This window comes from Allobosea sp. GW822-FHT03F07 (genome assembly GCF_058801345.1).
Map to the genome: position 1 here is coordinate 606,321 of NZ_JBXAND010000001.1, position 19,309 is coordinate 625,629.

General features: G+C 66.9%; 22 protein-coding genes. 8 read left to right on the top strand and 14 right to left on the bottom strand.

Annotation, left to right across the window (positions count from 1 at the left end; all coding sequences use genetic code 11):
- Positions 1 to 2: 2 nt before the first annotated feature.
- From AC1RMY_RS02885 to AC1RMY_RS02900, 4 genes are all read right to left on the bottom strand, one after another.
- Positions 3 to 434 (bottom strand): NAD(P) transhydrogenase subunit alpha part 2, encoded by a 432-nt coding sequence (locus AC1RMY_RS02885; RefSeq protein ID WP_492862431.1) that lies wholly within the window; start codon positions 432 to 434, stop codon positions 3 to 5.
- Positions 427 to 1,623: a Re/Si-specific NAD(P)(+) transhydrogenase subunit alpha gene (locus tag AC1RMY_RS02890; protein ID WP_492862432.1), complete on the bottom strand. Its 1,197-nt coding sequence runs from the start codon at positions 1,621 to 1,623 to the stop codon at positions 427 to 429. Before AC1RMY_RS02890 ends, AC1RMY_RS02885 begins: the two co-directional genes overlap by 8 nt.
- A gap of 33 nt (positions 1,624 to 1,656) precedes the next feature.
- Positions 1,657 to 1,956, bottom strand: coding sequence for an aa3-type cytochrome c oxidase subunit IV (locus tag AC1RMY_RS02895; RefSeq protein ID WP_492862433.1), 300 nt, complete (start codon positions 1,954 to 1,956; stop codon positions 1,657 to 1,659).
- Between the two features lie 193 nt (positions 1,957 to 2,149).
- Positions 2,150 to 2,368 carry a YdcH family protein gene (locus AC1RMY_RS02900; protein ID WP_492862434.1) on the bottom strand — a complete coding sequence of 73 codons (219 nt, stop codon included), beginning with the start codon at positions 2,366 to 2,368 and terminating at the stop codon, positions 2,150 to 2,152.
- A gap of 225 nt (positions 2,369 to 2,593) precedes the next feature.
- On the opposite strand from AC1RMY_RS02900, the gene AC1RMY_RS02905 reads away from it, so the two are divergent.
- The 3 genes from AC1RMY_RS02905 to AC1RMY_RS02915 all read left to right on the top strand — a co-directional run bounded on the left by AC1RMY_RS02905 (position 2,594) and on the right by AC1RMY_RS02915 (position 3,741).
- Positions 2,594 to 2,782 carry a YdcH family protein gene (locus AC1RMY_RS02905; protein ID WP_492862435.1) on the top strand — a complete coding sequence of 63 codons (189 nt, stop codon included), beginning with the start codon at positions 2,594 to 2,596 and terminating at the stop codon, positions 2,780 to 2,782.
- A gap of 221 nt (positions 2,783 to 3,003) precedes the next feature.
- The gene (locus AC1RMY_RS02910) at positions 3,004 to 3,264 is read left to right on the top strand and encodes a GlsB/YeaQ/YmgE family stress response membrane protein (protein ID WP_492862436.1); all 261 of its coding nucleotides are present in this window, start codon (positions 3,004 to 3,006) and stop codon (positions 3,262 to 3,264) included.
- A 33-nt stretch (positions 3,265 to 3,297) separates the two neighbouring features.
- A complete protein-coding gene (locus AC1RMY_RS02915; RefSeq protein WP_492862437.1) occupies positions 3,298 to 3,741 on the top strand; it encodes a YidB family protein in 444 nt (147 codons plus the stop codon).
- Between the two features lie 27 nt (positions 3,742 to 3,768).
- Here the strand turns inward: AC1RMY_RS02915 and AC1RMY_RS02920 are convergent, their stop codons facing one another.
- Entirely contained in the window at positions 3,769 to 5,397 is a 1,629-nt protein-coding gene (locus AC1RMY_RS02920; RefSeq protein ID WP_492862438.1) for an acyl-CoA synthetase, read from the bottom strand.
- A gap of 162 nt (positions 5,398 to 5,559) precedes the next feature.
- Entirely contained in the window at positions 5,560 to 6,315 is a 756-nt protein-coding gene (locus tag AC1RMY_RS02925; RefSeq protein ID WP_492862439.1) for a sulfite exporter TauE/SafE family protein, read from the bottom strand.
- Positions 6,316 to 6,510: 195 nt separating this feature from the next.
- On the opposite strand from AC1RMY_RS02925, the gene AC1RMY_RS02930 reads away from it, so the two are divergent.
- Entirely contained in the window at positions 6,511 to 8,427 is a 1,917-nt protein-coding gene (locus AC1RMY_RS02930) for a propionyl-CoA synthetase (protein ID WP_492862440.1), read from the top strand.
- Positions 8,428 to 8,547: 120 nt separating this feature from the next.
- On the opposite strand, the gene AC1RMY_RS02935 is transcribed toward AC1RMY_RS02930, so the two are convergent.
- The gene (locus AC1RMY_RS02935) at positions 8,548 to 9,273 is read right to left on the bottom strand and encodes a DUF1013 domain-containing protein (protein ID WP_492862441.1); all 726 of its coding nucleotides are present in this window, start codon (positions 9,271 to 9,273) and stop codon (positions 8,548 to 8,550) included.
- Positions 9,274 to 9,607: 334 nt separating this feature from the next.
- On the opposite strand from AC1RMY_RS02935, the gene AC1RMY_RS02940 reads away from it, so the two are divergent.
- Positions 9,608 to 9,808 carry a DUF1192 domain-containing protein gene (locus tag AC1RMY_RS02940; RefSeq protein ID WP_492862442.1) on the top strand — a complete coding sequence of 67 codons (201 nt, stop codon included), beginning with the start codon at positions 9,608 to 9,610 and terminating at the stop codon, positions 9,806 to 9,808.
- A 291-nt stretch (positions 9,809 to 10,099) separates the two neighbouring features.
- Positions 10,100 to 10,630, top strand: a complete 531-nt coding sequence (gene rcdA, locus AC1RMY_RS02945; RefSeq protein WP_492862443.1) for a protease adaptor protein RcdA — start codon at positions 10,100 to 10,102, stop codon at positions 10,628 to 10,630.
- Positions 10,631 to 10,737: 107 nt separating this feature from the next.
- On the opposite strand, the gene rpmE is transcribed toward rcdA, so the two are convergent.
- Entirely contained in the window at positions 10,738 to 10,974 is a 237-nt protein-coding gene (gene rpmE / locus AC1RMY_RS02950) for a 50S ribosomal protein L31 (protein ID WP_492862444.1), read from the bottom strand.
- Between the two features lie 149 nt (positions 10,975 to 11,123).
- Here rpmE and AC1RMY_RS02955 point away from each other — a divergent pair, with 149 nt between their 5' ends.
- Positions 11,124 to 12,902, top strand: coding sequence for an ABC transporter transmembrane domain-containing protein (locus AC1RMY_RS02955; protein ID WP_492862445.1), 1,779 nt, complete (start codon positions 11,124 to 11,126; stop codon positions 12,900 to 12,902).
- 19 nt (positions 12,903 to 12,921) lie between these two features.
- Here AC1RMY_RS02955 and AC1RMY_RS02960 read toward each other — a convergent pair whose 3' ends face one another.
- Positions 12,922 to 13,668: a tetratricopeptide repeat protein gene (locus tag AC1RMY_RS02960; protein ID WP_492862446.1), complete on the bottom strand. Its 747-nt coding sequence runs from the start codon at positions 13,666 to 13,668 to the stop codon at positions 12,922 to 12,924.
- A gap of 24 nt (positions 13,669 to 13,692) precedes the next feature.
- Here AC1RMY_RS02960 and AC1RMY_RS02965 point away from each other — a divergent pair, with 24 nt between their 5' ends.
- Entirely contained in the window at positions 13,693 to 13,827 is a 135-nt protein-coding gene (locus AC1RMY_RS02965; RefSeq protein WP_492862447.1) for a hypothetical protein, read from the top strand.
- A 182-nt stretch (positions 13,828 to 14,009) separates the two neighbouring features.
- Here AC1RMY_RS02965 and AC1RMY_RS02970 read toward each other — a convergent pair whose 3' ends face one another.
- From AC1RMY_RS02970 to AC1RMY_RS02990, 5 genes are all read right to left on the bottom strand, one after another.
- Positions 14,010 to 15,083 carry a tetratricopeptide repeat protein gene (locus AC1RMY_RS02970; protein ID WP_492862448.1) on the bottom strand — a complete coding sequence of 358 codons (1,074 nt, stop codon included), beginning with the start codon at positions 15,081 to 15,083 and terminating at the stop codon, positions 14,010 to 14,012.
- 233 nt (positions 15,084 to 15,316) lie between these two features.
- A complete protein-coding gene (locus AC1RMY_RS02975) occupies positions 15,317 to 16,171 on the bottom strand; it encodes an urea carboxylase-associated family protein (protein ID WP_492862449.1) in 855 nt (284 codons plus the stop codon).
- A gap of 67 nt (positions 16,172 to 16,238) precedes the next feature.
- Complete coding sequence (locus AC1RMY_RS02980; RefSeq protein WP_492862450.1) at positions 16,239 to 17,255, bottom strand: peptidoglycan -binding protein; 1,017 nt, start codon at positions 17,253 to 17,255, stop codon at positions 16,239 to 16,241.
- 49 nt (positions 17,256 to 17,304) lie between these two features.
- Positions 17,305 to 18,324 (bottom strand): flagellar motor protein MotA, encoded by a 1,020-nt coding sequence (locus AC1RMY_RS02985; protein WP_492862451.1) that lies wholly within the window; start codon positions 18,322 to 18,324, stop codon positions 17,305 to 17,307.
- Between the two features lie 184 nt (positions 18,325 to 18,508).
- Positions 18,509 to 19,294, bottom strand: coding sequence for an inositol monophosphatase family protein (locus tag AC1RMY_RS02990; protein WP_492862452.1), 786 nt, complete (start codon positions 19,292 to 19,294; stop codon positions 18,509 to 18,511).
- Between the last annotated feature and the right edge of the window lie 15 nt (positions 19,295 to 19,309).

A 19,309-nucleotide genomic window follows, 5' to 3' on the forward strand; every position in this document is an offset into this window, starting at 1 on the left:
GCTCAGCCCTTCTTCTTGTACATGGCGAGCATCCGCTCGGTGACGAGGAAGCCGCCGAAGATGTTCACCGAGGCGAGGATCAGGGCGAGGAAGCCGAAGATCTTGGCCCAGACCGGCCCGTCGCCCAGTGCGGGTGCCGCGTCGACGCCGACGGCGAGCAGCGCGCCGACGACGATGACCGAGGAGATCGCGTTGGTGACCGACATCAGCGGGGTGTGCAGGGCCGGCGTCACCGACCAGACGACGTAATAGCCGACGAAGACGGCGAGCACGAAGATGGCGAGGCGGAAGACGGTCGGATCGACGCCGACCGCGGCGCCGGCGGCGTGGGCCGCCTGCTCGGCATAACGCTCGGCGAGTTCGGCCGCTTGCTTGGCCAATGCTGCGGCGTTGCGCGCCTGTTCGAGGGCCTGTTCGGGTGTCGGATTAGCCATTGTTGACGCTCCCCTCGGCGGCAGGCTCAGGCTTGGGTTCGGGCTCAGGCGTCGGCTTGGCCGCGAAATTCGGATGAATCACGGCGCCGTCCTTGGTCAGGGCGGTCGCCTTGACCAGTTCGTCGTCCCAGTTCACCGCGAGCTTCTTCTCGGCCTTGTCGATCAGCGTCTCGACGAAGGCGAAGAGGTTCTTGGCGTAGAGCGAGGACGAGGTCGCGGCGAGGCGGCCGGGAACGTTGAGATGGCCGACGATCTTCACCCCGTTCGGGGTGGTGACGACCTCGCCGGGCCTGGCGAGTTCGCAGTTGCCGCCGCGCTCGACCGCGAGATCGACGATGACGGAGCCGGGCCTCATGCTCTCGACCATCGCAGCGGAGATCAGCTTCGGGGCAGGGCGACCGGGAATCAGCGCGGTGGTGATGACGATGTCCTGCTTGGCGATGTGGCTGGCGGTCAGCTCCGCCTGCTTCGCCTGATACTCCTTGGACATCTCCTTGGCGTAGCCGCCGGCCGTCTGCGCCTGCTTGAACTCCTCGTCCTCGACCGCGAGGAACTTGGCGCCGAGCGATTCGACCTGTTCCTTGGTGGCGGGGCGGACGTCGGTGGCGGTGACGATCGCGCCGAGGCGGCGCGCGGTCGCGATCGCCTGCAGGCCGGCGACGCCGACGCCCATGATGAAGATCTTCGCCGCCGGCACCGTGCCCGCGGCCGTCATCATCATCGGCAAGGCGCGGCCATATTCGGCGGCGCCGTCGATTACGGCGCGGTAGCCGGCGAGGTTGGCCTGGGAAGACAGCACGTCCATCACCTGCGCGCGGGTGATGCGCGGCATGAACTCCATGGCGAAGGCGGCGACATTGGCCTTCGACAGCGCCTCGAGCGCCGCCTCGTTGCCATAGGGGTCCATCGTCGCGATGACGAGGGCGCCGGCGGGCAACTGGGCAATCTCGGCTTCCGCCGGGCGACGCACCTTGAGCACGATAATCGCGCCCTTGAGCGCGTCCTTGGCGTTCTTGGCGATGCTGGCGCCGGCCGCCTCATAGTCGGCGTCGTTGATGCCGGAGGCGAGGCCCGCGCCTTTCTCGACGACGATCTCGGCCCCGAGTCCGATGAATTTGCGGACGGTCTCCGGCGTCACGGCGACGCGGGTTTCCGCCCCTTGCGTTTCGGCTGGCACGGCAATGCGCATGGCGGCGGAACCTCTCGGCGCTCTGTGGCGGGTTCAGTGTGCGGCGGGCAGGAGGAGCAGCGCCAGCAGCATCAGGACCAGAGGCACGGCGGTCGCCCTCCAGCCGATCGACTTCGCGGCAACGCCGACGCCGGTGCCGACGAGCGTCAGCAGCGTGCCGATGATCGCGGTGCCCCAGGCATGCTTGGTTCCGCCGACGGCGAGCGCGGCGACGATGGCGAGGCAGGCGACGGTGCCGACTTCCGCGAAGTGAATGAAGCCCTGATAGGTACGCTCGTGCTCGCGGTAGTCCATCTGCGGAATATCGTCGGCGTGGTGTCCGTGGCTGGCCATGGTCTGATCCCAATAAAACGGTCGTCGCATGCCTGTAGCGCACCTGCGGGAGGTCGGCAACGGAGTGCCGGGAGAGCCCTTCCGGAAGGAAACGTCGAGGATGTCGCGGTTGCGGCTCTACAGCGGCCGGGTGGTCATGTAAATCGATTTAGATAGAGGGGATTCCTCTTTATTGCGCCGAAAAGAGGATAATTCACGCGATGATGTCGGGCGTCAGCGCGTCCTCGATCTGCGAGATGCGGTCCTTGAGGTAGAGCTTGCGCTTCTTCAGCCGCTGGACCTGGATCTGGTTGATCGGTCCGACGCGTTCGAGTGCGTCGATGGCGCTGTCGAGGTCACGATGTTCCTCACGCAAGCGCGCCAGTTCCGTGGTGAAGGCCTCGACCTCGTCAGGGCTGAGCTCGAATCCCATAAGCCATCTCATCATCGCCGCGATTGGGCGCGACTATGCTGAGACGCCGGCTGCGCCGCAAGTGCGGCGACGCTCGGCGAAGGCCGTTACGTCATATTCGTCTCGTGCCGGAAAGGAGCTGGAGAGGATCACAAAATCTCATGGTGCGGTGCGAGATTGGCCCGCAGACGTGAAGCCGGCTCTATGTCAGACTGCCTCTGTCAACCGCTCATCAGGAGGATCCAGATGTCGCTGCAGACCCATCTCGTCGAACTCGAACGCAAGCATCGCCAGCTCGAGGAAGCCATCGCCCAGGCCGTGGCCCGCCCCTCGTCGGACGATCTCACCGTGGTCGAGTTGAAGCGAAAGAAGCTGCTGCTGAAGGAGGAGATCGAGCGCGTGCGGCAGACCATGCCGGACCGAACGCTGCATTGAAGCGCGTCGCCGGGCAAGATGCGGCCCGGTTCTCAAGAACCACCAGCGAATTTCAGCCGGCCCCGCAAGGGGCCGGTTTTTTGATGCGCTCGACGCGCTCGGGCCAGGTCGCGCCCCGCGTACGGTTTGGCCCGTTTCGCCACAATCATGGCGGCAGAATGGAACCTCCGGGCGGCTGCGGCTGTTCTGCAGCGATATGGGCTCAGCAAGGGAGGGATGCCGTGGGCTTCATCTGGACCATCATCATCGGCTTCGTGGCGGGTATCATCGCCAAATTCGTCATGCCTGGCTCGAACGAGCCCGCCGGTTTCGTGCTGACGACGATCCTGGGAATCGTGGGCGCGATCGTCGCGACTTATCTCGGCCAGTCGCTGGGTTGGTACGCGCCGGGCGAGGGGGCCGGGCTGATCGGCGCAGTCGTCGGCGCCATCGTCGTGCTTTTCGTCTGGGGAATGTTCTCCGGTCGCCGAAGCTCCGTCTGATCCGATTTTACTCAACCGTCGGGAGAGACATCGATGGATGACAATTCGAGCAGTGGATTTCCTTCGCTCACGGCCTTGCTGGGGCTCCTGGCAGTGGCGGGCTACCAGAACCGCGACAAGATCGGTGACTGGCTGCGCGGCGCGGCGCAGCCGGCGGGCGGAACGGATAGAGTGCCCGGCCCGACGGGTTCGACCCAGGCCGGTCAGGGCGATGGCGGCCTTCTCGGCGGGCTCGGGGAGCTGGTCGACCGCTTCACGCAATCCGGCCAGGGCCAGAAGGTGGATTCCTGGGTTCGTCAGGGCCCGAACGAGGAGGTGGCGCCGCGCGATCTCGAGCGGGCGCTGGGAACCGACCTGATCGCAGCGATCACGCGGCAGACGGGGCTGTCGCGCGAGGAACTGCTGGACCGGCTTTCCGCCGTGGTTCCGAAGGCGGTCGACAGCTCGACACCGGACGGGATGCTCCGGCGGAGCTGATATTGACGATTGTGGATGGCGCGGCGCTCACAGCGCCCGCGCCATGTCCCGCAGCCGGAATTTCTGGATCTTGCCGGTCGAGGTCTTCGGGACTTCGGTGAAGACGACCGTCTTGGGGCATTTGAACGAGGCCAGCAGGCCCTTGCACCAGGCTATGATCTCGGCTTCCGTCGCGCTCGCGCCAGGCTTGAGCTCGACGAAGGCGCAGGGCGTCTCGCCCCATTTCTCATCGGGCCGCGCCACCACGGCGGCTGCCTGCACGGCCGGATGCTTGTAGAGCGCGTCCTCGACCTCGATCGAGGAGATGTTCTCGCCGCCGGAGATGATGATGTCCTTGGAGCGGTCCTTGAGCTGGATGTAGCCGTCCGGATAGCGCACGCCGAGGTCGCCGGTGTGGAACCAGCCGCCGGCGAAGGCGGCTTTCGTCGATTTCGCGTTCTTGAGGTAGCCCTTCATCACGACGTTGCCGCGCATCATCACCTCGCCCAGCGTCGCGCCGTCGCGCGGGACAGGCTGCATGGTGTCGGGGTCGAGCACGTCGAGGCCTTCGAGAGCCGGGTAGCGCACGCCCTGGCGGGCCTTCAGCGCTGCCTGTTCGGCGGCGGGCAGGGCATTCCAATCGTCGTTCCAGTCGTTGACGACGGCGGGGCCGTAGACCTCGGTCAGCCCGTAGAGATGCGTCACCTCGAAGCCGGCCTGCTTCATCCCGGCGAGCACGGCCTCGGGCGGTGGGGCGGCGGCGGTAAAGAAGGAGACCTTCTGCGGGAAGGTGCGGCGCTCCTCCTCGGGGGCGTTGAGCAGCGCCGACATCACGATCGGCGCGCCGCAGAGATGGGTGACGCCATGGTCGGCGAGCGCATCATACATCGCCTTTGCCCGGACCTGGCGCAGGCAGACATGGGTGCCGGCCACGATCGAGAGCGACCAGGGGAAGCACCAGCCGTTGCAGTGGAACATCGGCAGCGTCCAGAGATAGACCGGGTGCTTGCCCATGTTGCCGGTGATGATGTTGGAGGTCGCGAGCAGGTTCGCGCCACGATGATGGTAGACCACGCCCTTGGGGTCGCCCGTCGTGCCGGAGGTGTAGTTCAGCGTGATCGCGTCCCATTCGTCGGCGGGCATCGCCCATGCGAAATCCGGGTCGCCGCCGGCGATGAAGGCCTCGTATTCGACGCTGCCCAGCCGCTCCCCCGGCCCGTCATAGACCGGATCGTCATAGTCGATCACCAGCGGCTTCACCTTGCACAGGCTCAGCGCCTCCTTGATCGTCTTCGAGAATTCGCGGTCGGTGATCAGGACCTTGGCTTCGCCATGGTCGAGCGAAAAGGCGATGATCGCTGCGTCGAGCCTCGTGTTCAGCGTGTTGAGCACGGCGCCGGCCATTGGCACCCCGTAATGGCACTCGAGCATGGCCGGGGTATTGGGCAGCATCGCCGCGACGGTGTCGTTCTTTCCGATGCCGTGGCGGGCCAGCGCAGAGGCGAGCCGGCGCGAGCGGGCGTAGAACTCCGCATAGGAGCGCCGCAGCGGCCCGTGGATGATGGCGGTGTGGTTGGGGAAGACGGCGGCGGCGCGCTCGAGGAAAGGCAGGGGCGTCAGCGGCTGGTGGTTCGCCGGGTTGCGGTCGAGATCGGTGTCGTATGCTGAGATCGTCATGCGGCTCTCCCCCCTCGCGCGACAGTTCTTCGGCCCGGCTCGGCTTGTCCAAGAAACGCACGCCGCTTCCCGGGCCGATGCTTAGCCTCTGCGGGCTTTCACCGTAATCCATCCCTTTGTCCGATGGCGCGCAAGGGCGGAGGCGTTGACGCGCCGTGAAGGCTAGAGGAGGCTGCGCACTCCGTCGATGACCAGCTTCAGGCCGACGGCGAGCAGGAGCCAGTAGATGATCGTGTAAAAGCGCTCGGCCGGTACGCGGCGGACCAGCCAGACACCGGCGATGGTCGAGGCGATGGCGACGGGGAAGAGCGCCAGCGAGGCGGTGAGATTCTGGGCCGAGAACTGGCCGAGCGCGATATAGGGCGCGAGCTTCACCAGGTTGAGCAGGGCGAAGAAGATCGCGCCGGTGCCGACGAAGACGCCGGGCGGCAGCCGCTGCGGCATGATGTAAATCTGGAAGGGCGGCCCACCGGCATGCGCGATCATGCTGGTGAAGCCCGACAGCGCGCCCCAGAAGGTGCCGGCGCCGAAGCGCGGGCGCGCGACGGCGGCTGTCGTCTTGCCCTGGGCCAGCATGCGCCGCAGCGCAAAGCCGATCGAGATGACGCCGACCGCGAAGCCGACGGCGGCGTCGGAAACCTTGGCCGCCAACAGGTAGCCGGCGAGGACGCCGAGCGCCGCGCCTGGCAGCAGCGTCGCGAGGTTCTTCCGGCTGAACTCCCGGCGGTAGGACCAGACGGTGACGACATCCTGCGAGATCAGCAGCGGCAGCATGATCGCTGCCGCCTGGATCGGCGGGACGAGGAGCGCCATCAACGGCAGGGAGAGCAGGCCGAGCCCGGAGAAGCCGCCCTTGGCGAGGCCCATCAGGATGACGGCCGGTACCATCACGGCGAAGAAGGTCAGGTCGAAAGTCATGGCCTCGGCAGCCTCCGGGGCGCGTCACGACGACGCGGGCACCGGTTGGAGGGGCCCTTGCTGGGCGAAAGTCTGACGGCGGGGCGCTTGCGCCCGCGGGGGCGAATGAGCACGATCCCGCGCAAAATGAGCCTCCGCCGCTGCCGGTCCCGGAGCGGGATGTAGGCCAGAACACGCGCGAGAGGAACGCCGCCGATGAATGCCTCGCATGCAAATGGCTATGCCTCGACCTATGCGCTCTGGCAGGCCGATCCCGAGGGCTTCTGGCGCGAGGCGGCCAAGGCGATCGACTGGATCAAGCCGCCGCAGCGGATCTTCGATGCCGAGGCCGGTGTCTACGGGCGCTGGTTCCCGGACGCCACCTGCAACACCTGCTTCAACGCGCTCGACCGGCATGTCCGGGACGGGCGCGGCGAGCAGACCGCGCTGATCTATGACAGCCCGGTCACCGGGACGAAGGCGCGCTACACTTACGCGCAGATGCTGGAGGAGGTCGCGGCGCTCGGCGCCGTGCTGCAGGATCTCGGTGTCGGCAAGGGCGACCGCGTCATCATCTACATGCCGATGGTGCCGGAGGCGGCCTTCGCGATGCTCGCCTGCGCGCGGATCGGCGCGGTGCATTCGGTGGTCTTCGGCGGCTTCGCGGCGAAGGAACTGGCGACGCGCATCGACGATGCCGAGCCCAAGGTCATCCTGACCGCGACCTGCGGCATCGAGCCGAGCCGGGTCGTCGAATACAAGCCGTTGCTCGACGCGGCCATCGCGATGTCCAGGCACAAGCCACAGACCTGCGTGGTGCTGAACCGGCCTCAGGCGGAAGCCTCGATGCATGCGACGCGCGACAAGAACTGGCGCATGCTCGTCGCCGCCGCCAAGGCGGCCGGGCGCAAGGCCGAATGCGTCGAGGTGGCGGCGACCGACCCGCTCTACATCCTCTACACCTCCGGCACGACCGGGCGTCCGAAAGGCGTGGTGCGCGACAATGGCGGCCACATGGTCGTGCTCAAGGCGACGATGGACCAGCTCTACGGCGTCGGGCCCGGCGAGGTGATGTTCACCGCCTCCGACGTCGGCTGGGTCGTCGGCCATGGCTACATCGTCTATGCGCCGCTGATCCAGGGCGCGACGAGCGTGCTCTACGAAGGCAAGCCTGTCGGCACGCCCGATCCCGGCGCCTTCTGGCGGGTCATCGCCGAGCATGGCGTCAAGGTGCTGTTCACGGCGCCGACGGCCTTCCGCGCCATCCGCAAGGAGGATCCGGAAGGCAGGCATCTCGCCGGCCATGATCTCTCGCGCTTCACGGCGCTGTTCCTCGCCGGCGAGCGGGCCGACCCCGAGACGCTGAAATGGGCGGAAGATCTGCTGAGGGTGCCGGTGATCGACCATTGGTGGCAGACCGAGAGCGGCTCGCCCATCGTCGGAAATCCGATGGGCCTGGGCCTGCTGCCGGTGAAGCATGGTTCGCCGACGGTGCCGCTGCCAGGCTGGGACGTGCAGTGTCTCGACGAGGGCGGGCGGGCGGTCGAGCCTGGGACGATGGGCGCGATCGTACTGAAACTGCCGCTGCCGCCCGGCGCGTTGCCGACGCTCTGGAACGACGATGCGCGCTTCAAGGAAGCGTATCTCGCGGCCTATCCGGGCTACTACAACACCTCCGATGCCGGCTTCATCGACGCGGACGGCTATGTCTTCATCATGGGGCGCACCGACGACATCATCAATGTCGCCGGGCACCGGCTCTCGACCGGCGGCATGGAGGAGGTGCTGGCGGCCCATCCCGCCGTGGCGGAATGCGCTGTCGTCGGCATCCGCGATCCGCTCAAGGGCGAGCAGCCCTGCGGCTTCGTCGTGCTGAAGGCCGGCGTCACGCAATCGCCCGCCGAGGTGGAGAGGGAACTCGTCGCGCTGGTCCGCGAGCGGATCGGGCCGGTGGCGGCGTTCAAGCTGGCGCTGACGGTCGGGCGGCTGCCAAAGACGCGCTCGGGCAAGATCCTGCGCGCGACGATGAAGAAGATCGCCGATGGCGAGGACTACGCCATGCCGGCGACGATCGAGGATCCCGCGGTGCTGGACGAGATCGGCGTCGCGCTGAAGGGCAGGGGCTTGGGGTAGATTCTGATTTTGTTGTCATTCTCGGGCGAAGCGATGCTTCGACCCGAGAATTTCAGGACTGGAAGGCTTTGGCTTCCGAAATGCTCGGGGCAAGCCCGAGCATGACGCCGCCAAAATGCCTCAGGCCTCGTCGTCTTCGTCGACCGGGCGCTTCATCTGCTTGAGCTTGGCGAAGACGGAGTCGACGTCGATCGCCGCTTCTTCCTCGCGCTTGGGCTTGCTCATGTCGGCGAAGGGCTGGCTCTGCGGAGCGGGCTCCGGCGCCGTCGTCTCCTCGGCGGAGAGCAGGGTCGAACCGGCCTCGGCCAGCGCGGCCGGGCGGTCCTTGGCGGCGCGGCCGACCTCGAAATCGAGATCGATCTGCGAGCACAGGCCGAGGCTGACGGGATCGATCGGCGTCAGCGTCTGCGCATTCCAATGCGTGCGGTCGCGGATCTGGGCGATCGTCGACTTGGTCGTGCCGATCAGGCGGATGACCTGCGCGTCCTTGAGTTCGGGATGGTTGCGCAGCAGCCAGAGGATCGCGTTCGGGCGATCCTGGCGCTTGGAGACCGGAGTGTAGCGCGGCCCCTTGGCGCGCTTGATCTCGGGCACCTTGACCTTGCGCTCGGCGAGCTTGAGGTGATGGGCCGGATTTTTGGCGGCGCGCTCGAGCTCCTCGCGGGTGAGCTGGCCCGAGGTGATCGGGTCGAGACCCTTGATGCCGGCGGCGACTTCGCCATCGGCGATGCCGCGCACTTCGAGCGGGTGGAGTTTGCAGAACTCGGCGATCTGCTCGAAGGTCAGGGACGTGTTCTCGACCAGCCAGACCGCGGTGGCCTTCGGCATCAGCGGGGGATTCGACACGGGCTGTCTCCTGAATTTCGAAAGCCGGCGATCGGGCCGGATCGGCCTCGCGGACAAGGGTTCTGGACAATAGTTCTCATGCGCCGACCGGCCTCCCCGGCCGGCCATCCAAATCATCGACGATGAACAGGATGGCGCGCCTTATAGGCGAGGCTGGGGCGGCTGTCCAAGAAAAAGCATGTCAATGCGCCCCGATACCGGGAGCGGCGTCATCCGGCCCTTGGGCCGCCGACGCGGCCATTTTGTTTGCATCGGCTCCTGCCGAAAACCGCATCCCACTTTTCGGTCCGATGCTCTAGTGTGCGCGCCGTCTTGCGTAGGGAAGGAGGCCCAGATGTCGCTGTTTTCCGACGATGACCGTCCGAAGCCCAAAATGCTCCACGAGATCGGCCAGGACCTGTCCATGCTCTCGCTGGCGGAGATCGACCTGCGGGTCGAGGCGCTGAAGGCCGAGATCGAACGCCTGACCGAAGCGCGATCGAAGAAGGCTGCCTCGCGCAGCGCCGCGGACGCCTTCTTCCGGAAGGCCGATTGAAAAAGCGGCAGTTTCGGGAGGCGTTAAGAGCCCCTTAACGATTCCAAAGTATGAATCGAGAGGTCCAGATTGTCTGGATGTGAGTGGCTCCTGCCCGCTCTGTTTGACGCCTCCCTGTTGACCTTCGAGCCGCCTCCGGGCGGCTCTTTTTTATGGTCTGTAGCCCCGTTAAGGTTAACCACACCTTACCGGCGCGAGGCCGCCCCATCGGCGCTATCCTTGCGACGTCGACAGCATGAACCGCGACGCGTGCCAAGCGGGCACGGGTTTGTGCCGATGGGAGACACCGCAATGAACGACCTGCTGATGCTCGAGCCGGCTGCCGATGAGGGCGCGATTTCCTTCGCGCGGGGCTTCGTGAAGTCGGATGCCTTCATGGCGCTGTTCCGGGAGGGGATGGGGCTCGTCGAGCAGACCGCAGCCTATCTCGACGGCGACGGCCGGGCGGCGTCGGCTGCGCTGCCGCGCGAGGTCGCCCTGTCCTATGCGACCGAGAGCATGCGCCTGACGACTCGGCTGATGCAGATCGCCTCCTGGCTTCTGGTGCAGCGCGCGGTCGCCGAGGGCGAGATGACCGCCGAGCAGGCGCGCGCCGAGAACGACAAGGTCAGGATTCCCGAGCAGATCCCTTCGACGCCGCAACTGGAGACCGAGCGGCTGCCGCAGGGCCTGCGCGACCTGATGGAGCATTCCTTCCGGCTGCAGGGCCGCATCCGCCATCTCGAAGGCCAGATGTCGGGCAAGGCGCCCGCCGTGGAGACGGCCAATCCGGTCCAGGACCAGCTCGCCAGCCTGCAGGCGCGCCTCGGCCTGGCGCGCTGAAGGCGCACGCAGCCGCAGCATCATCATCACGAAAATCAAAAAGGCCCGGTCGAAAGACCGGGCCTTTTTGATTCAGATCAGCGCGGGCGGTGACGCCCGCCGCCAGATCACTTCTTGCCGAGCGAGCCGATCGCGGCGAAACGCGAGTTGAAGCGCGAGACACGGCCGCCGCGGTCCAGCATCTGCTGGGTGCCGCCGGTCCAGGCCGGGTGCGTCGTCGGATCGATGTCGAGGTTGAGGGTGTCCCCCTCCTTGCCGAGCGTCGAACGCGTGAAGTATTCGGTGCCATTGGTCATGACGACCTTGATGGTGTGGTAGTCGGGGTGGATGCCGGTCTTGGCCATGGCTAAATCCTCAAACGTCTATAAACGGGCGTGGCCGACAAGCAGGCGAGCCTGCCCGGCCCGTCGAATAATTCGTATGAGCCTGTCGTGAAGTCGCGTGCACATATCGCAGCCGGGCCGACAGCGCAAGCAGAACAGGACAAAGTCGCGTGGCCTTAGCCGAAAAAGACGAGACAAAACCGCGCCCAGACTTTCGTTCGCTCGCCTCGTTCTGGCCCTATGCGTTGAAGCACAAGGGGCGCATCGGGCTGGCGCTGCTCGCGCTGATCGTCGCCTCGATCGCGACGCTGGTGCTGCCGGTGGCAGTGAGGCGGGTCATCGATGTCGGCTTCTCGGGCGGCGAGCAACGCCTGGCCAACAGCTATTTCATCCTGCTGACTGGCGTCGTCGCCGTGCTCGCGCTGGCGAGTTCGGCCCGCTTCTACCTCGTCATGACCGTCGGCGAGCGCATCGTCGCGGATCTGCGCTCCGACGTTTTCGCACATCTGACGCGGCTCGAGCCTGCCTTCTTCGATTCGAGCCGTGCCGGCGATCTCGTCTCGCGGCTGACGGCCGACACGACGCAGATCAAGTCGACTTTCGGCTCGACGGCCTCGATCGCGCTGCGCAATGCGATCATGACCATCGGCGCGCTCGGGCTGATGATCGTCACCAGCCCGCAGCTCTCGGCCATCGTGATCGGCGCGATCCCGCTGATCGTGCTGCCGCTGGTCTTTTCGGGCCGCTCGGTGCGCCGGCGCGCGCGGGCGGCGCAGGACCGGCTGGCGGATGCATCAGCCTTTGCCGCGGAGGCGGTCGGGGCGATCCGCACCATGCAGTCCTTCGGGGCGGCCCGGCAGACGGCGGCGCGCTTCGCCGCCGCTTCCGACGACGCCTATGGCGCCTCGCGTGCGGCCACGGCCTCGCGGGCGCTGCTGTCGGGCGTCGCGATCTTTTTGGTCAGCGCCAGCGTGGTCTGGGTGCTCTGGACCGGCGCGACCGAGGTGTTCGAGGGCCGGATGACCGGCGGGCGGCTATCGCAGTTCGTGCTTTACGCCGTGCTGGCGGCGAGTTCGCTCGGGCAGCTCTCCGAAGTCTATGGCGAGATTTCCGCGGCAGCTGGGGCTGCCAGCCGGCTCGGCGAGATTCTCGCCATGAAGCCGGCGATCGCGGCGCCGCCGCACCCTAAGCCGATGCCCGAGCCCTCGCGCGGCGAGCTTTCCTTCGAGAACGTCTCGTTCAGCTATCCCGGCCGCAGCGTCGGGGCGCTGTCGGAGCTCTCATTCTCCGTGCGGCCGGGCGAGCGTGTCGCGCTGGTCGGCCCCTCGGGCGCGGGCAAGAGCACGGTGCTGCAACTGGCGCTGCGCTTCTACGATCCGACGGCCGGCCGTGTCGTGGTCGATGGCGTCGCTGCGCCACAGGCTGATCCCGAGATGTGGCGGCAGCGCTTCGCGCTGGTGCCGCAGGAGCCGACCGTCTTCGGCGTGTCGGTGCGCGACAACATCGCCTATGGCCGTCCGGATGCGACGCAGGCGGAGATCGAGGATGCCGCCCGTCTGGCGGCCGCCGACGGCTTCATCCGCGGCCTGCCCGAAGGCTACGACACGATCGTCGGCGAGCGCGGGGTGACGCTGTCGGGCGGCCAGCGCCAGCGGCTGGCGATCGCCCGCGCCGTGCTCAAGGACGCGCCGATCCTGCTGCTCGACGAAGCGACGAGCGCGCTCGATTCCGAAAGCGAGCGCGCGGTGCAGGATGCGCTGGACGCGCTGATGCAGGGACGCACCACGCTGGTGGTGGCGCATCGCCTGGCGACGATCCTCTCCGCCGACCGCATCCTGGTGATGGAGGACGGGCGCGTGGTGGAGGAGGGCACGCATGCCGAACTGACCGCGCGCGGCGGGCTTTATGCGCGGCTGGCGGCGCTGCAGTTCGGGCTCGAGGCGGCGTAAAGGCGAGCTGGGCCGGGCCTCAGATCGGACGGATCAGGCCGCGTCCGCAAGCGGCATTGCCAAAGCAGGTCATGACGGCGTCGTCGAGTTCGCGTGAGCGCTGTCCGTCGAGGATCACATCGGGCATGCCGTTGTGACGCAGGAAGATCTGAAGCCGGAGAACCGCCCGGATGCCGCCCTTGTCGAGAACATAGGCGACATCCTTCATCGCCTCGTCTCGCCGGCCGACGGACGCCAGCAGCATCGCGCGCTGATAGGTCAGCTTTCCGAAGTCCTGATACTGCGGGGGCATTTGGTAAGGGCCGCCGGGCGGCCCGATCAGCTTTGCCAGGTCCGCGAGCGCTTCGTCGGTCTTACCGGCGCCGAGATTCGCAAGGGCACGAAGGTTGAGTGTGGTGGGGTCTCCGGGCCGTGCCTCCTGTACGCGATCGGCATCCGCGACGGCGGCTTCCAGGCGGTTTTCCCGAAGATGGAGCACGGCCCGGGTCTCCCGCGCTCTGACATTGCCGGGGTCGCGAAGGGCAATTTCCAGATCCTGCTCCGCCTTGTCGCGCTGGCCTAGAGCGATCAAAGTCGAGGCGCGAATCCAGCGGGCGTCGGGATCGTCGGGCATTGCCGCCAGCGCGACGTCGATCTCGCGCAGCGCTTCGGGCCAGCGCCGCATCTGCAGATGCAGATAGGCGAGTGAGCTCCTGACCGGGGCACTGCCGGGGTCGGCCTTGATGGCGGCGTCCAGGTCCTGCTCTGCGCCCTTGAGGTCGAGCATGCTGAGCCGAAGGCGAGCGCGCAGATGCAGCGCTTCGACGGCGGCCGGCGCGGCCGCGATCGCCTTGCCGAGTTCTTCCTTCGCCGCGTCCAGCCGCAGGAGCGCGATCAGCTTGCGGGCGCGCTCGACACGGGCGCTCGTCAGCGCCGAGGGCGATAGGCCGGCCGTGTCAGGCGCAGGCGGGTCGCAGGCTCCCTGATGTTGCGCGAGGCCTCCAGCGTCGCAGGTGGCCCCGCCCAGCATGCGGAAAGGCCCGGACGAACCTGCATTGTTCGCCGCGGCGCAGGGCGAGGCGGCGAGAGCGAGCAACAGCGGCAGGAGGGCAATGCGCTTCACGACGGTCAATGCTCCCGGCATTCTGGATCGAGAGAACAGGCCTTGAGTGCATCCTTGAGCAGCGGCGTCATCTCGGTCGGCGGCTGTCGGCTAGGGTAGTAGCCGGCGATTTCGAGGCGGGTGAGATGCCGAGGAATGAGCGACGGGTCGCGATCCAAGGCCGTGGTGAAATCGGCGAAGGCCTCGTCGAAGCGCCCGAGCTGCTTCAGGGCGCCCCCGCGCAACTCGTAAGTCTCACCCTTCGTATCGTCGATGGCGAGGGCCCGGTCGGTGGCTTCCAGCGCGTCTGCCCATCGCTTGAGGCGAAGCAATAACTCGGCTCTGGCCGCATGGAACCAGGTACGATGCGAGTGCGCTCCTGCCAGCATATCGAAGTCGCGCAAGGAATCCGCTTCGCGGCCGGGCTGGCCCGAGAGAAAGGCGCCGCGGGCGAGATAGGATTGGGGTCCCGGCTTGTAGGCGACCGCCGCGTTCACGTCCGCTTCCGCCTCGGCGACCCGGCCGCGGCTTTCGAAGAGTTTCGCCCGTTCTTCGAGCGCAACGATGTGGAAATCTTCGGGGAGGCCGTCCTGGCCGCGATAGCTGACGCGGGCGAGGCTCTTCTGGGGCAGGGAGACAAGTGCATCGGCATCCTTGAAGGCCTCCGGCCATCGGCCTGACGCGGCATGGGCCTTTAGCCGGAAGAGCAATCCGAATGGCTGCGTCGGGTCGATCTTCAGGGCTTGGTCGAGCAGCTTGAGCCCATCCGGCTGGCCCGACTCGATCATCAGATTCCCTAAGCTGACCAGAGCGCGGGTGTTTCGTTCGTTCAGGTGAAGCGCCGTTTGCAGATCTGCGACGCCGCCCTGAAAATCGTCACGGTTGAAGCGAGCGCTGGCCCTGCTGGCATAGAAGTCGCTGTTCTTCGGCTGCAGCGCGATGGCTTCTTCGTAATCCTGGAGCGCGAGCTCGGCCGCGCCGGTGCGGTCGCGGCCCCGGCCGCGGATGTGCAGGATTTCGGCCCGCTCCCTACGGCTGAGCTTGGCGGTATCGAGACGTGCGGTGCAAGGAGCCTCGACTGAAGCGGGATCGGTCTGCATTCGCTCCACCGTGCAAAGATTTGGACTGCGGGCGGCAACCGGCAGTGTCGTCACGATGAGGACGGAGCCCAAGGCAAGGGCAATGGTCGGGCGTAGGGGCATTGCGAGAGCTTCCGTTGGAATGCTCCCATCTAGCCGAGGTCGATCTAACGCTGGGTCAAGCCGCCAGCGAAATTCGGGCCTTTACCTTTAACGGATGCGCAAGGTTCCGAGGCTTGTCAGCTCGTGAAGGTTCACTCCGCCACCCCATGCGTGCGCGGATAGGCGCTCGGCTGTGGCGATACCCAGCCGGCCAACAGTTCCGGCTCTGTCCTGAAGATCTCGACCTTGAGCGGGTAGCAGGCGGCGGTGTCGCTGGAATGGGTCGAACCGCAATCGCCACCGGGGCAGGCGGAGAGCGCGCCGAGAAGGTCGATCTCGGCGAAAAACTCGATGTAGTCGCCCGGCCGCACCGGGCTCGCCTTCATGAAGTACTGATGCGTGTCGCGGGTGAAACCGGTGCACATGAAGACGTTGAGCACGTCATGGACATGCATCTCGGCCTCGCGCACCGGCAGGCCCTTCGCCTTCGCCAGGGCCCGCGTCAGGTTGGAATGGCAGCAATGGTGATAGTCGCCCCCGGAGAGCAGGCGGTTGGTGTAGGGGTCGCAGCGCGTGCCGATGACGTCGTGGATGCCGCCGCCATCTTCGTCGAAGCCATACCAGCCAAGCGTGTCATGCGTGATCGTTGCGAGCGGTCGCAGATGGGGCAGGTTGCTCCAGAGCCGGTCGCCGGTCGAGACATGGGTGGCGTGAAGCTGGCGGGTCTTGCCGCTGAAGAAGCGTTCGGAGAGGTCGTCAGCCTTCCAGAGGTTGAGATCGCCGACCTGCGGGCCGTCGATGCCGATAATGCGGAAGAAGTGCCCCTTGGGTACATGAAAGGCTTCGGCGTCGCGCGGCGCGACGAGGACCTCGTCGATCTTGGTCAGGTTCTGCCGGGCACGGTCGAGCATCGTCATGTCCGGCTTCGGCAGCGCCTCGACGGGATAGCAGACCGTCAGAGGCTGGGCGCGGCGCTGCGCGGCGTCGCTGGGCTCGGCGATCGTCATGGTCGTGGGTCCGTTTGTCCTCGGCCGTTGCGGCTCAGCGGGGCGGCGGATCGGCGCATCGACGCTCTCAGCGCTCGGTGATCTTGAACTCGATGCGGCGGTTGCGGCGCCAGGCATCGTCGTTGTTGGCGACATCGAGCGGCTGGTACTCGCCGAAGCCGGTGGCCGCGATGCGGTCGCTGGGCAGCCCCTTGCTGATCAGATACTCGACCACCGCGATGGCGCGCGCCGAGGAGAGGTGCCAGTTCGAGGGGAATTGCGGCGAGCGGATCGGCCGGTTGTCGGTATGGCCGTCGACGCGCAGGATCCACGGAATATCCGGCGGCATCTCGCGACCGAGATCGATCAGGATGGCGGCGAGCTTGTCGAGTTCGCCGCGGCCCTCCGGCTTCAGCACCGCCTGGCCGGCATCGAAGAAGACCTCGGACTGGAAGACGAAGCGGTCGCCGACGACGCGGATGTCGGGGCGCGTGCCGAGCACCTGGCGCAGGCGGCCGAAGAAGTCCGAGCGGTACCGCGCCAGCTCCTGCACACGCTGGGCCAGCGCCACGTTCAGCCGCGAGCCGAGTTCCGCGATGCGGGCCTGCGAATCCCTGTCCCTGGCCTCGGAAGCGCCGAGCGCTTCCTCCAGTGCCGCGAGCTGGCGGCGCATGGCGATGATCTGCTGGTTGACGAGATCGACGGTCGCCTGGGCGCGAGCGGACAGCTGCTTTTCGGCTTCGAGCGCCTTCTGGGCCTCGCCGAGCTGGGCGGCGCTGTTGCCGGGCTGCGCATTCAGCATGTCCTGGATGCGGGCGCGCTCGCCCTGCTCGCGGGAGAGCGAGGATTGCAGCAATTGCAGGTTCTCCTGCGCCTGCCGGTTCGAGGAGCGCTCCAGCGCCAGCAGGTCGGTCAGCTCCGAGATCTGGCGGTTGAGCCGGTCGAGCGCGGTGTCCTTGCCGGTCAGCTCCTGCGAGAGGAAGAACTGGCCGAGCACGAAGACCGAAAGCAGGAAGACGATGCCGATCAGCATCGTCGAGAGCGCATCGACGAAGCCCGGCCAGAAATTCGTCTCATCGCGACGGTGCGAGCGGGAGAGCGCCATGCTGGTCAGGCTCCTGCTGGTTTGGGGGCGACAGGCGCGGCGAGGACCATCAAGGCTCCATCACATTGTCGGCGGTGAGGCGTTCGAGCAGCCGCTTGAGATCCTTCTCGCGCGCAGCCTGAGCCTCGACCCAGTCGCGGATCAGCTGCTGCTCCGAGCGCATGTGCTGGACGAGGCCCTGGATGCCTTCGGCGAGATTGGCGAGCGCCTGGGTTGCCGCACGGTTGTTGGCGCCGCTCTCGGTCATGGCGACGCCGAGCCGGTCGAGCCTGTCGGAGAGCGGGTCGCCGGTCAGCGGCTGCAGACCGGCGACGACAGCTGCGCCCGCGGTCGTGGTTCGCGTGCCGAGCCAGCTTTCGACCTCGTTGCGGAAGCGGCGCTGGGCCTGGGCGACCTGCAGTTCGAGGAAGCCGAGGACGAGCGAGCCGGCGATGCCGAAGAGCGAGGAGGAGAAGGACAGGCCCATGCCGGCGAGCGGGGCGGCGAGGCCGGCTTTGAGTTCGTCGAACAGCACGCCGGCCTCGGCGCCGGTACGCAGCGACTTGATGACGTTGCCGACCGAGGAGACCGTATCGAGCAGGCCCCAGAAGGTGCCGAGCAGGCCGAGAAAGACGAGCAGTCCGGCGAGATAGCGCAGCACCTCGCGGCCGTCGTCGAGCCTGACCGCGATCGATTCGAGCACGCTCGCGGCCTGGGACGGGGCGAGGCTGCGGGCGTCGAGAGCCGGCAGGACCGGGCCCAGCGGCGCGATGACCTGCCCGCGCCGGACGTCCGCCAGGCCGGGGTCGGCCGCCAGCCGTGTCGCGGCGCGCGCCTCGCTGTGAAGGCGCCAGAGTTCGCGCAGCGCGATCAGGACGCCGACCAGGAGCGAGCCGAGAATCAGGCCGTTCAGGCCCGGATTGGTCATGAAGGCCGAGATCAGCCCGGCCTGGAGGATGAAGCCGAGGAAGCCGATCAGGGCGAGGAACAGAAGCGCGCGGATGACGTAGCGCAGCGGTCGCGAGAAGCGGGTTTCGTCCCGCACCGGCGCGGCCGTTGCCGTCTCGGCCGCCAAATCCTCATTCGCCATGCTTCGTCTTCCGTTCGTCTCTACAAGTCGAAGAGCGAAAGCATGATGCCGAAAACCGGTTCCCACTTTTCGGCATCATGCTCTGACCGCAGCGGGAACTGTCGCCTCCCATGCCGCGATGATCAAGCGCGAAAGATCAAAGACATATGACGAGCTGTCGACAGCCGGAGCCCGGCCGCGCCGTTCAGGCCGCCTTGAGAGCGGCCCGCAGCGCCTGTTCGCCGATCTCGTTGCCGCAGATGATGTCGCGCGCCATGGTCGGCTGCTTGCCGTCGAGCGTGCCGAAGGTGCCGCCGGCCTCGCGGATCATCACAGCGCCCGCCGCGAAATCCCAGGTGTTGAGGTCGCGCTCCCAATAGGCGTCCATGCGGCCGGCCGCGACATAGGCGATGTCGAGCGCGGCGCAGCCCATGCGGCGGACATTGGAGAAGCGCGGCATCACGGCGCCGAGCTCGCGCAGGAAGAGCGGGTGGCCGCCCTTGCCGATATGGGGCACGCCCATGCCGATCAGCATCTCGGTCGGCTCGCGGCGGCCGGAGACGCGCATGCGGCGGTTGTTGACATAGGCGCCCTTGCCCTTCTCGGCCATGAACAGCTCGTCCTTCGCGGCGTCGTAGATCACGCCGGCGATGAACTGATTGTCGCGCTCCAGCGCCACCGAGATGTTCCAGTGCGGGATGCCGCGCAGGAAGTTGTGGGTGCCGTCGAGCGGGTCGATATGCCAGCGATTGCTCTCGTCGGTGCCCTGGACGACGCCGCTTTCCTCCATGACGAAGCCGTAGCCGGGCCGGGCCTTCTCCAGCGCGCCGCGGATGATCTCCTCGGCTTTGTGGTCGGCCTTGGAGACGAAGTCGCCCGGCCCCTTGGCGAGCACCTGCAGGTTCTCGACCTCGCCGAAATCGCGCTTCAGCGAACGGGACGCCTTCATCACGGCGTCGGTCATCACGGTCATCAGGGGGGAGCGGATCATCTCAACCTCGTTCGC

What these genes read in the sequence shown, in the direction of transcription:
- AC1RMY_RS02925 (WP_492862439.1), bottom strand. Translation starts at nt 6,315, where the DNA reads ATGACTTTCGACCTGACCTTCTTCGCCGTGATGGTACCGGCCGTCATC.
- AC1RMY_RS02920 (WP_492862438.1), bottom strand. Translation starts at nt 5,397, where the DNA reads ATGACGATCTCAGCATACGACACCGATCTCGACCGCAACCCGGCGAAC.
- AC1RMY_RS02965 (WP_492862447.1), top strand. Translation starts at nt 13,693, where the DNA reads ATGCAGCGCTTCGACGGCGGCCGGCGCGGCCGCGATCGCCTTGCCGAG.
- AC1RMY_RS02970 (WP_492862448.1), bottom strand. Translation starts at nt 15,083, where the DNA reads ATGCAGACCGATCCCGCTTCAGTCGAGGCTCCTTGCACCGCACGTCTC.
- rpmE (WP_492862444.1), bottom strand. Translation starts at nt 10,974, where the DNA reads ATGGCCAAGACCGGCATCCACCCCGACTACCACACCATCAAGGTCGTC.
- AC1RMY_RS02885 (WP_492862431.1), bottom strand. Translation starts at nt 434, where the DNA reads ATGGCTAATCCGACACCCGAACAGGCCCTCGAACAGGCGCGCAACGCC.
- rcdA (WP_492862443.1), top strand. Translation starts at nt 10,100, where the DNA reads ATGAACGACCTGCTGATGCTCGAGCCGGCTGCCGATGAGGGCGCGATT.
- AC1RMY_RS02985 (WP_492862451.1), bottom strand. Translation starts at nt 18,324, where the DNA reads ATGGCGAATGAGGATTTGGCGGCCGAGACGGCAACGGCCGCGCCGGTG.
- AC1RMY_RS02940 (WP_492862442.1), top strand. Translation starts at nt 9,608, where the DNA reads ATGTCGCTGTTTTCCGACGATGACCGTCCGAAGCCCAAAATGCTCCAC.
- AC1RMY_RS02905 (WP_492862435.1), top strand. Translation starts at nt 2,594, where the DNA reads ATGTCGCTGCAGACCCATCTCGTCGAACTCGAACGCAAGCATCGCCAG.
- AC1RMY_RS02900 (WP_492862434.1), bottom strand. Translation starts at nt 2,368, where the DNA reads ATGGGATTCGAGCTCAGCCCTGACGAGGTCGAGGCCTTCACCACGGAA.
- AC1RMY_RS02975 (WP_492862449.1), bottom strand. Translation starts at nt 16,171, where the DNA reads ATGACGATCGCCGAGCCCAGCGACGCCGCGCAGCGCCGCGCCCAGCCT.
- AC1RMY_RS02895 (WP_492862433.1), bottom strand. Translation starts at nt 1,956, where the DNA reads ATGGCCAGCCACGGACACCACGCCGACGATATTCCGCAGATGGACTAC.
- AC1RMY_RS02960 (WP_492862446.1), bottom strand. Translation starts at nt 13,668, where the DNA reads ATGCTCGACCTCAAGGGCGCAGAGCAGGACCTGGACGCCGCCATCAAG.
- AC1RMY_RS02990 (WP_492862452.1), bottom strand. Translation starts at nt 19,294, where the DNA reads ATGATCCGCTCCCCCCTGATGACCGTGATGACCGACGCCGTGATGAAG.
- AC1RMY_RS02890 (WP_492862432.1), bottom strand. Translation starts at nt 1,623, where the DNA reads ATGCGCATTGCCGTGCCAGCCGAAACGCAAGGGGCGGAAACCCGCGTC.
- AC1RMY_RS02930 (WP_492862440.1), top strand. Translation starts at nt 6,511, where the DNA reads ATGAATGCCTCGCATGCAAATGGCTATGCCTCGACCTATGCGCTCTGG.
- AC1RMY_RS02915 (WP_492862437.1), top strand. Translation starts at nt 3,298, where the DNA reads ATGGATGACAATTCGAGCAGTGGATTTCCTTCGCTCACGGCCTTGCTG.
- AC1RMY_RS02980 (WP_492862450.1), bottom strand. Translation starts at nt 17,255, where the DNA reads ATGGCGCTCTCCCGCTCGCACCGTCGCGATGAGACGAATTTCTGGCCG.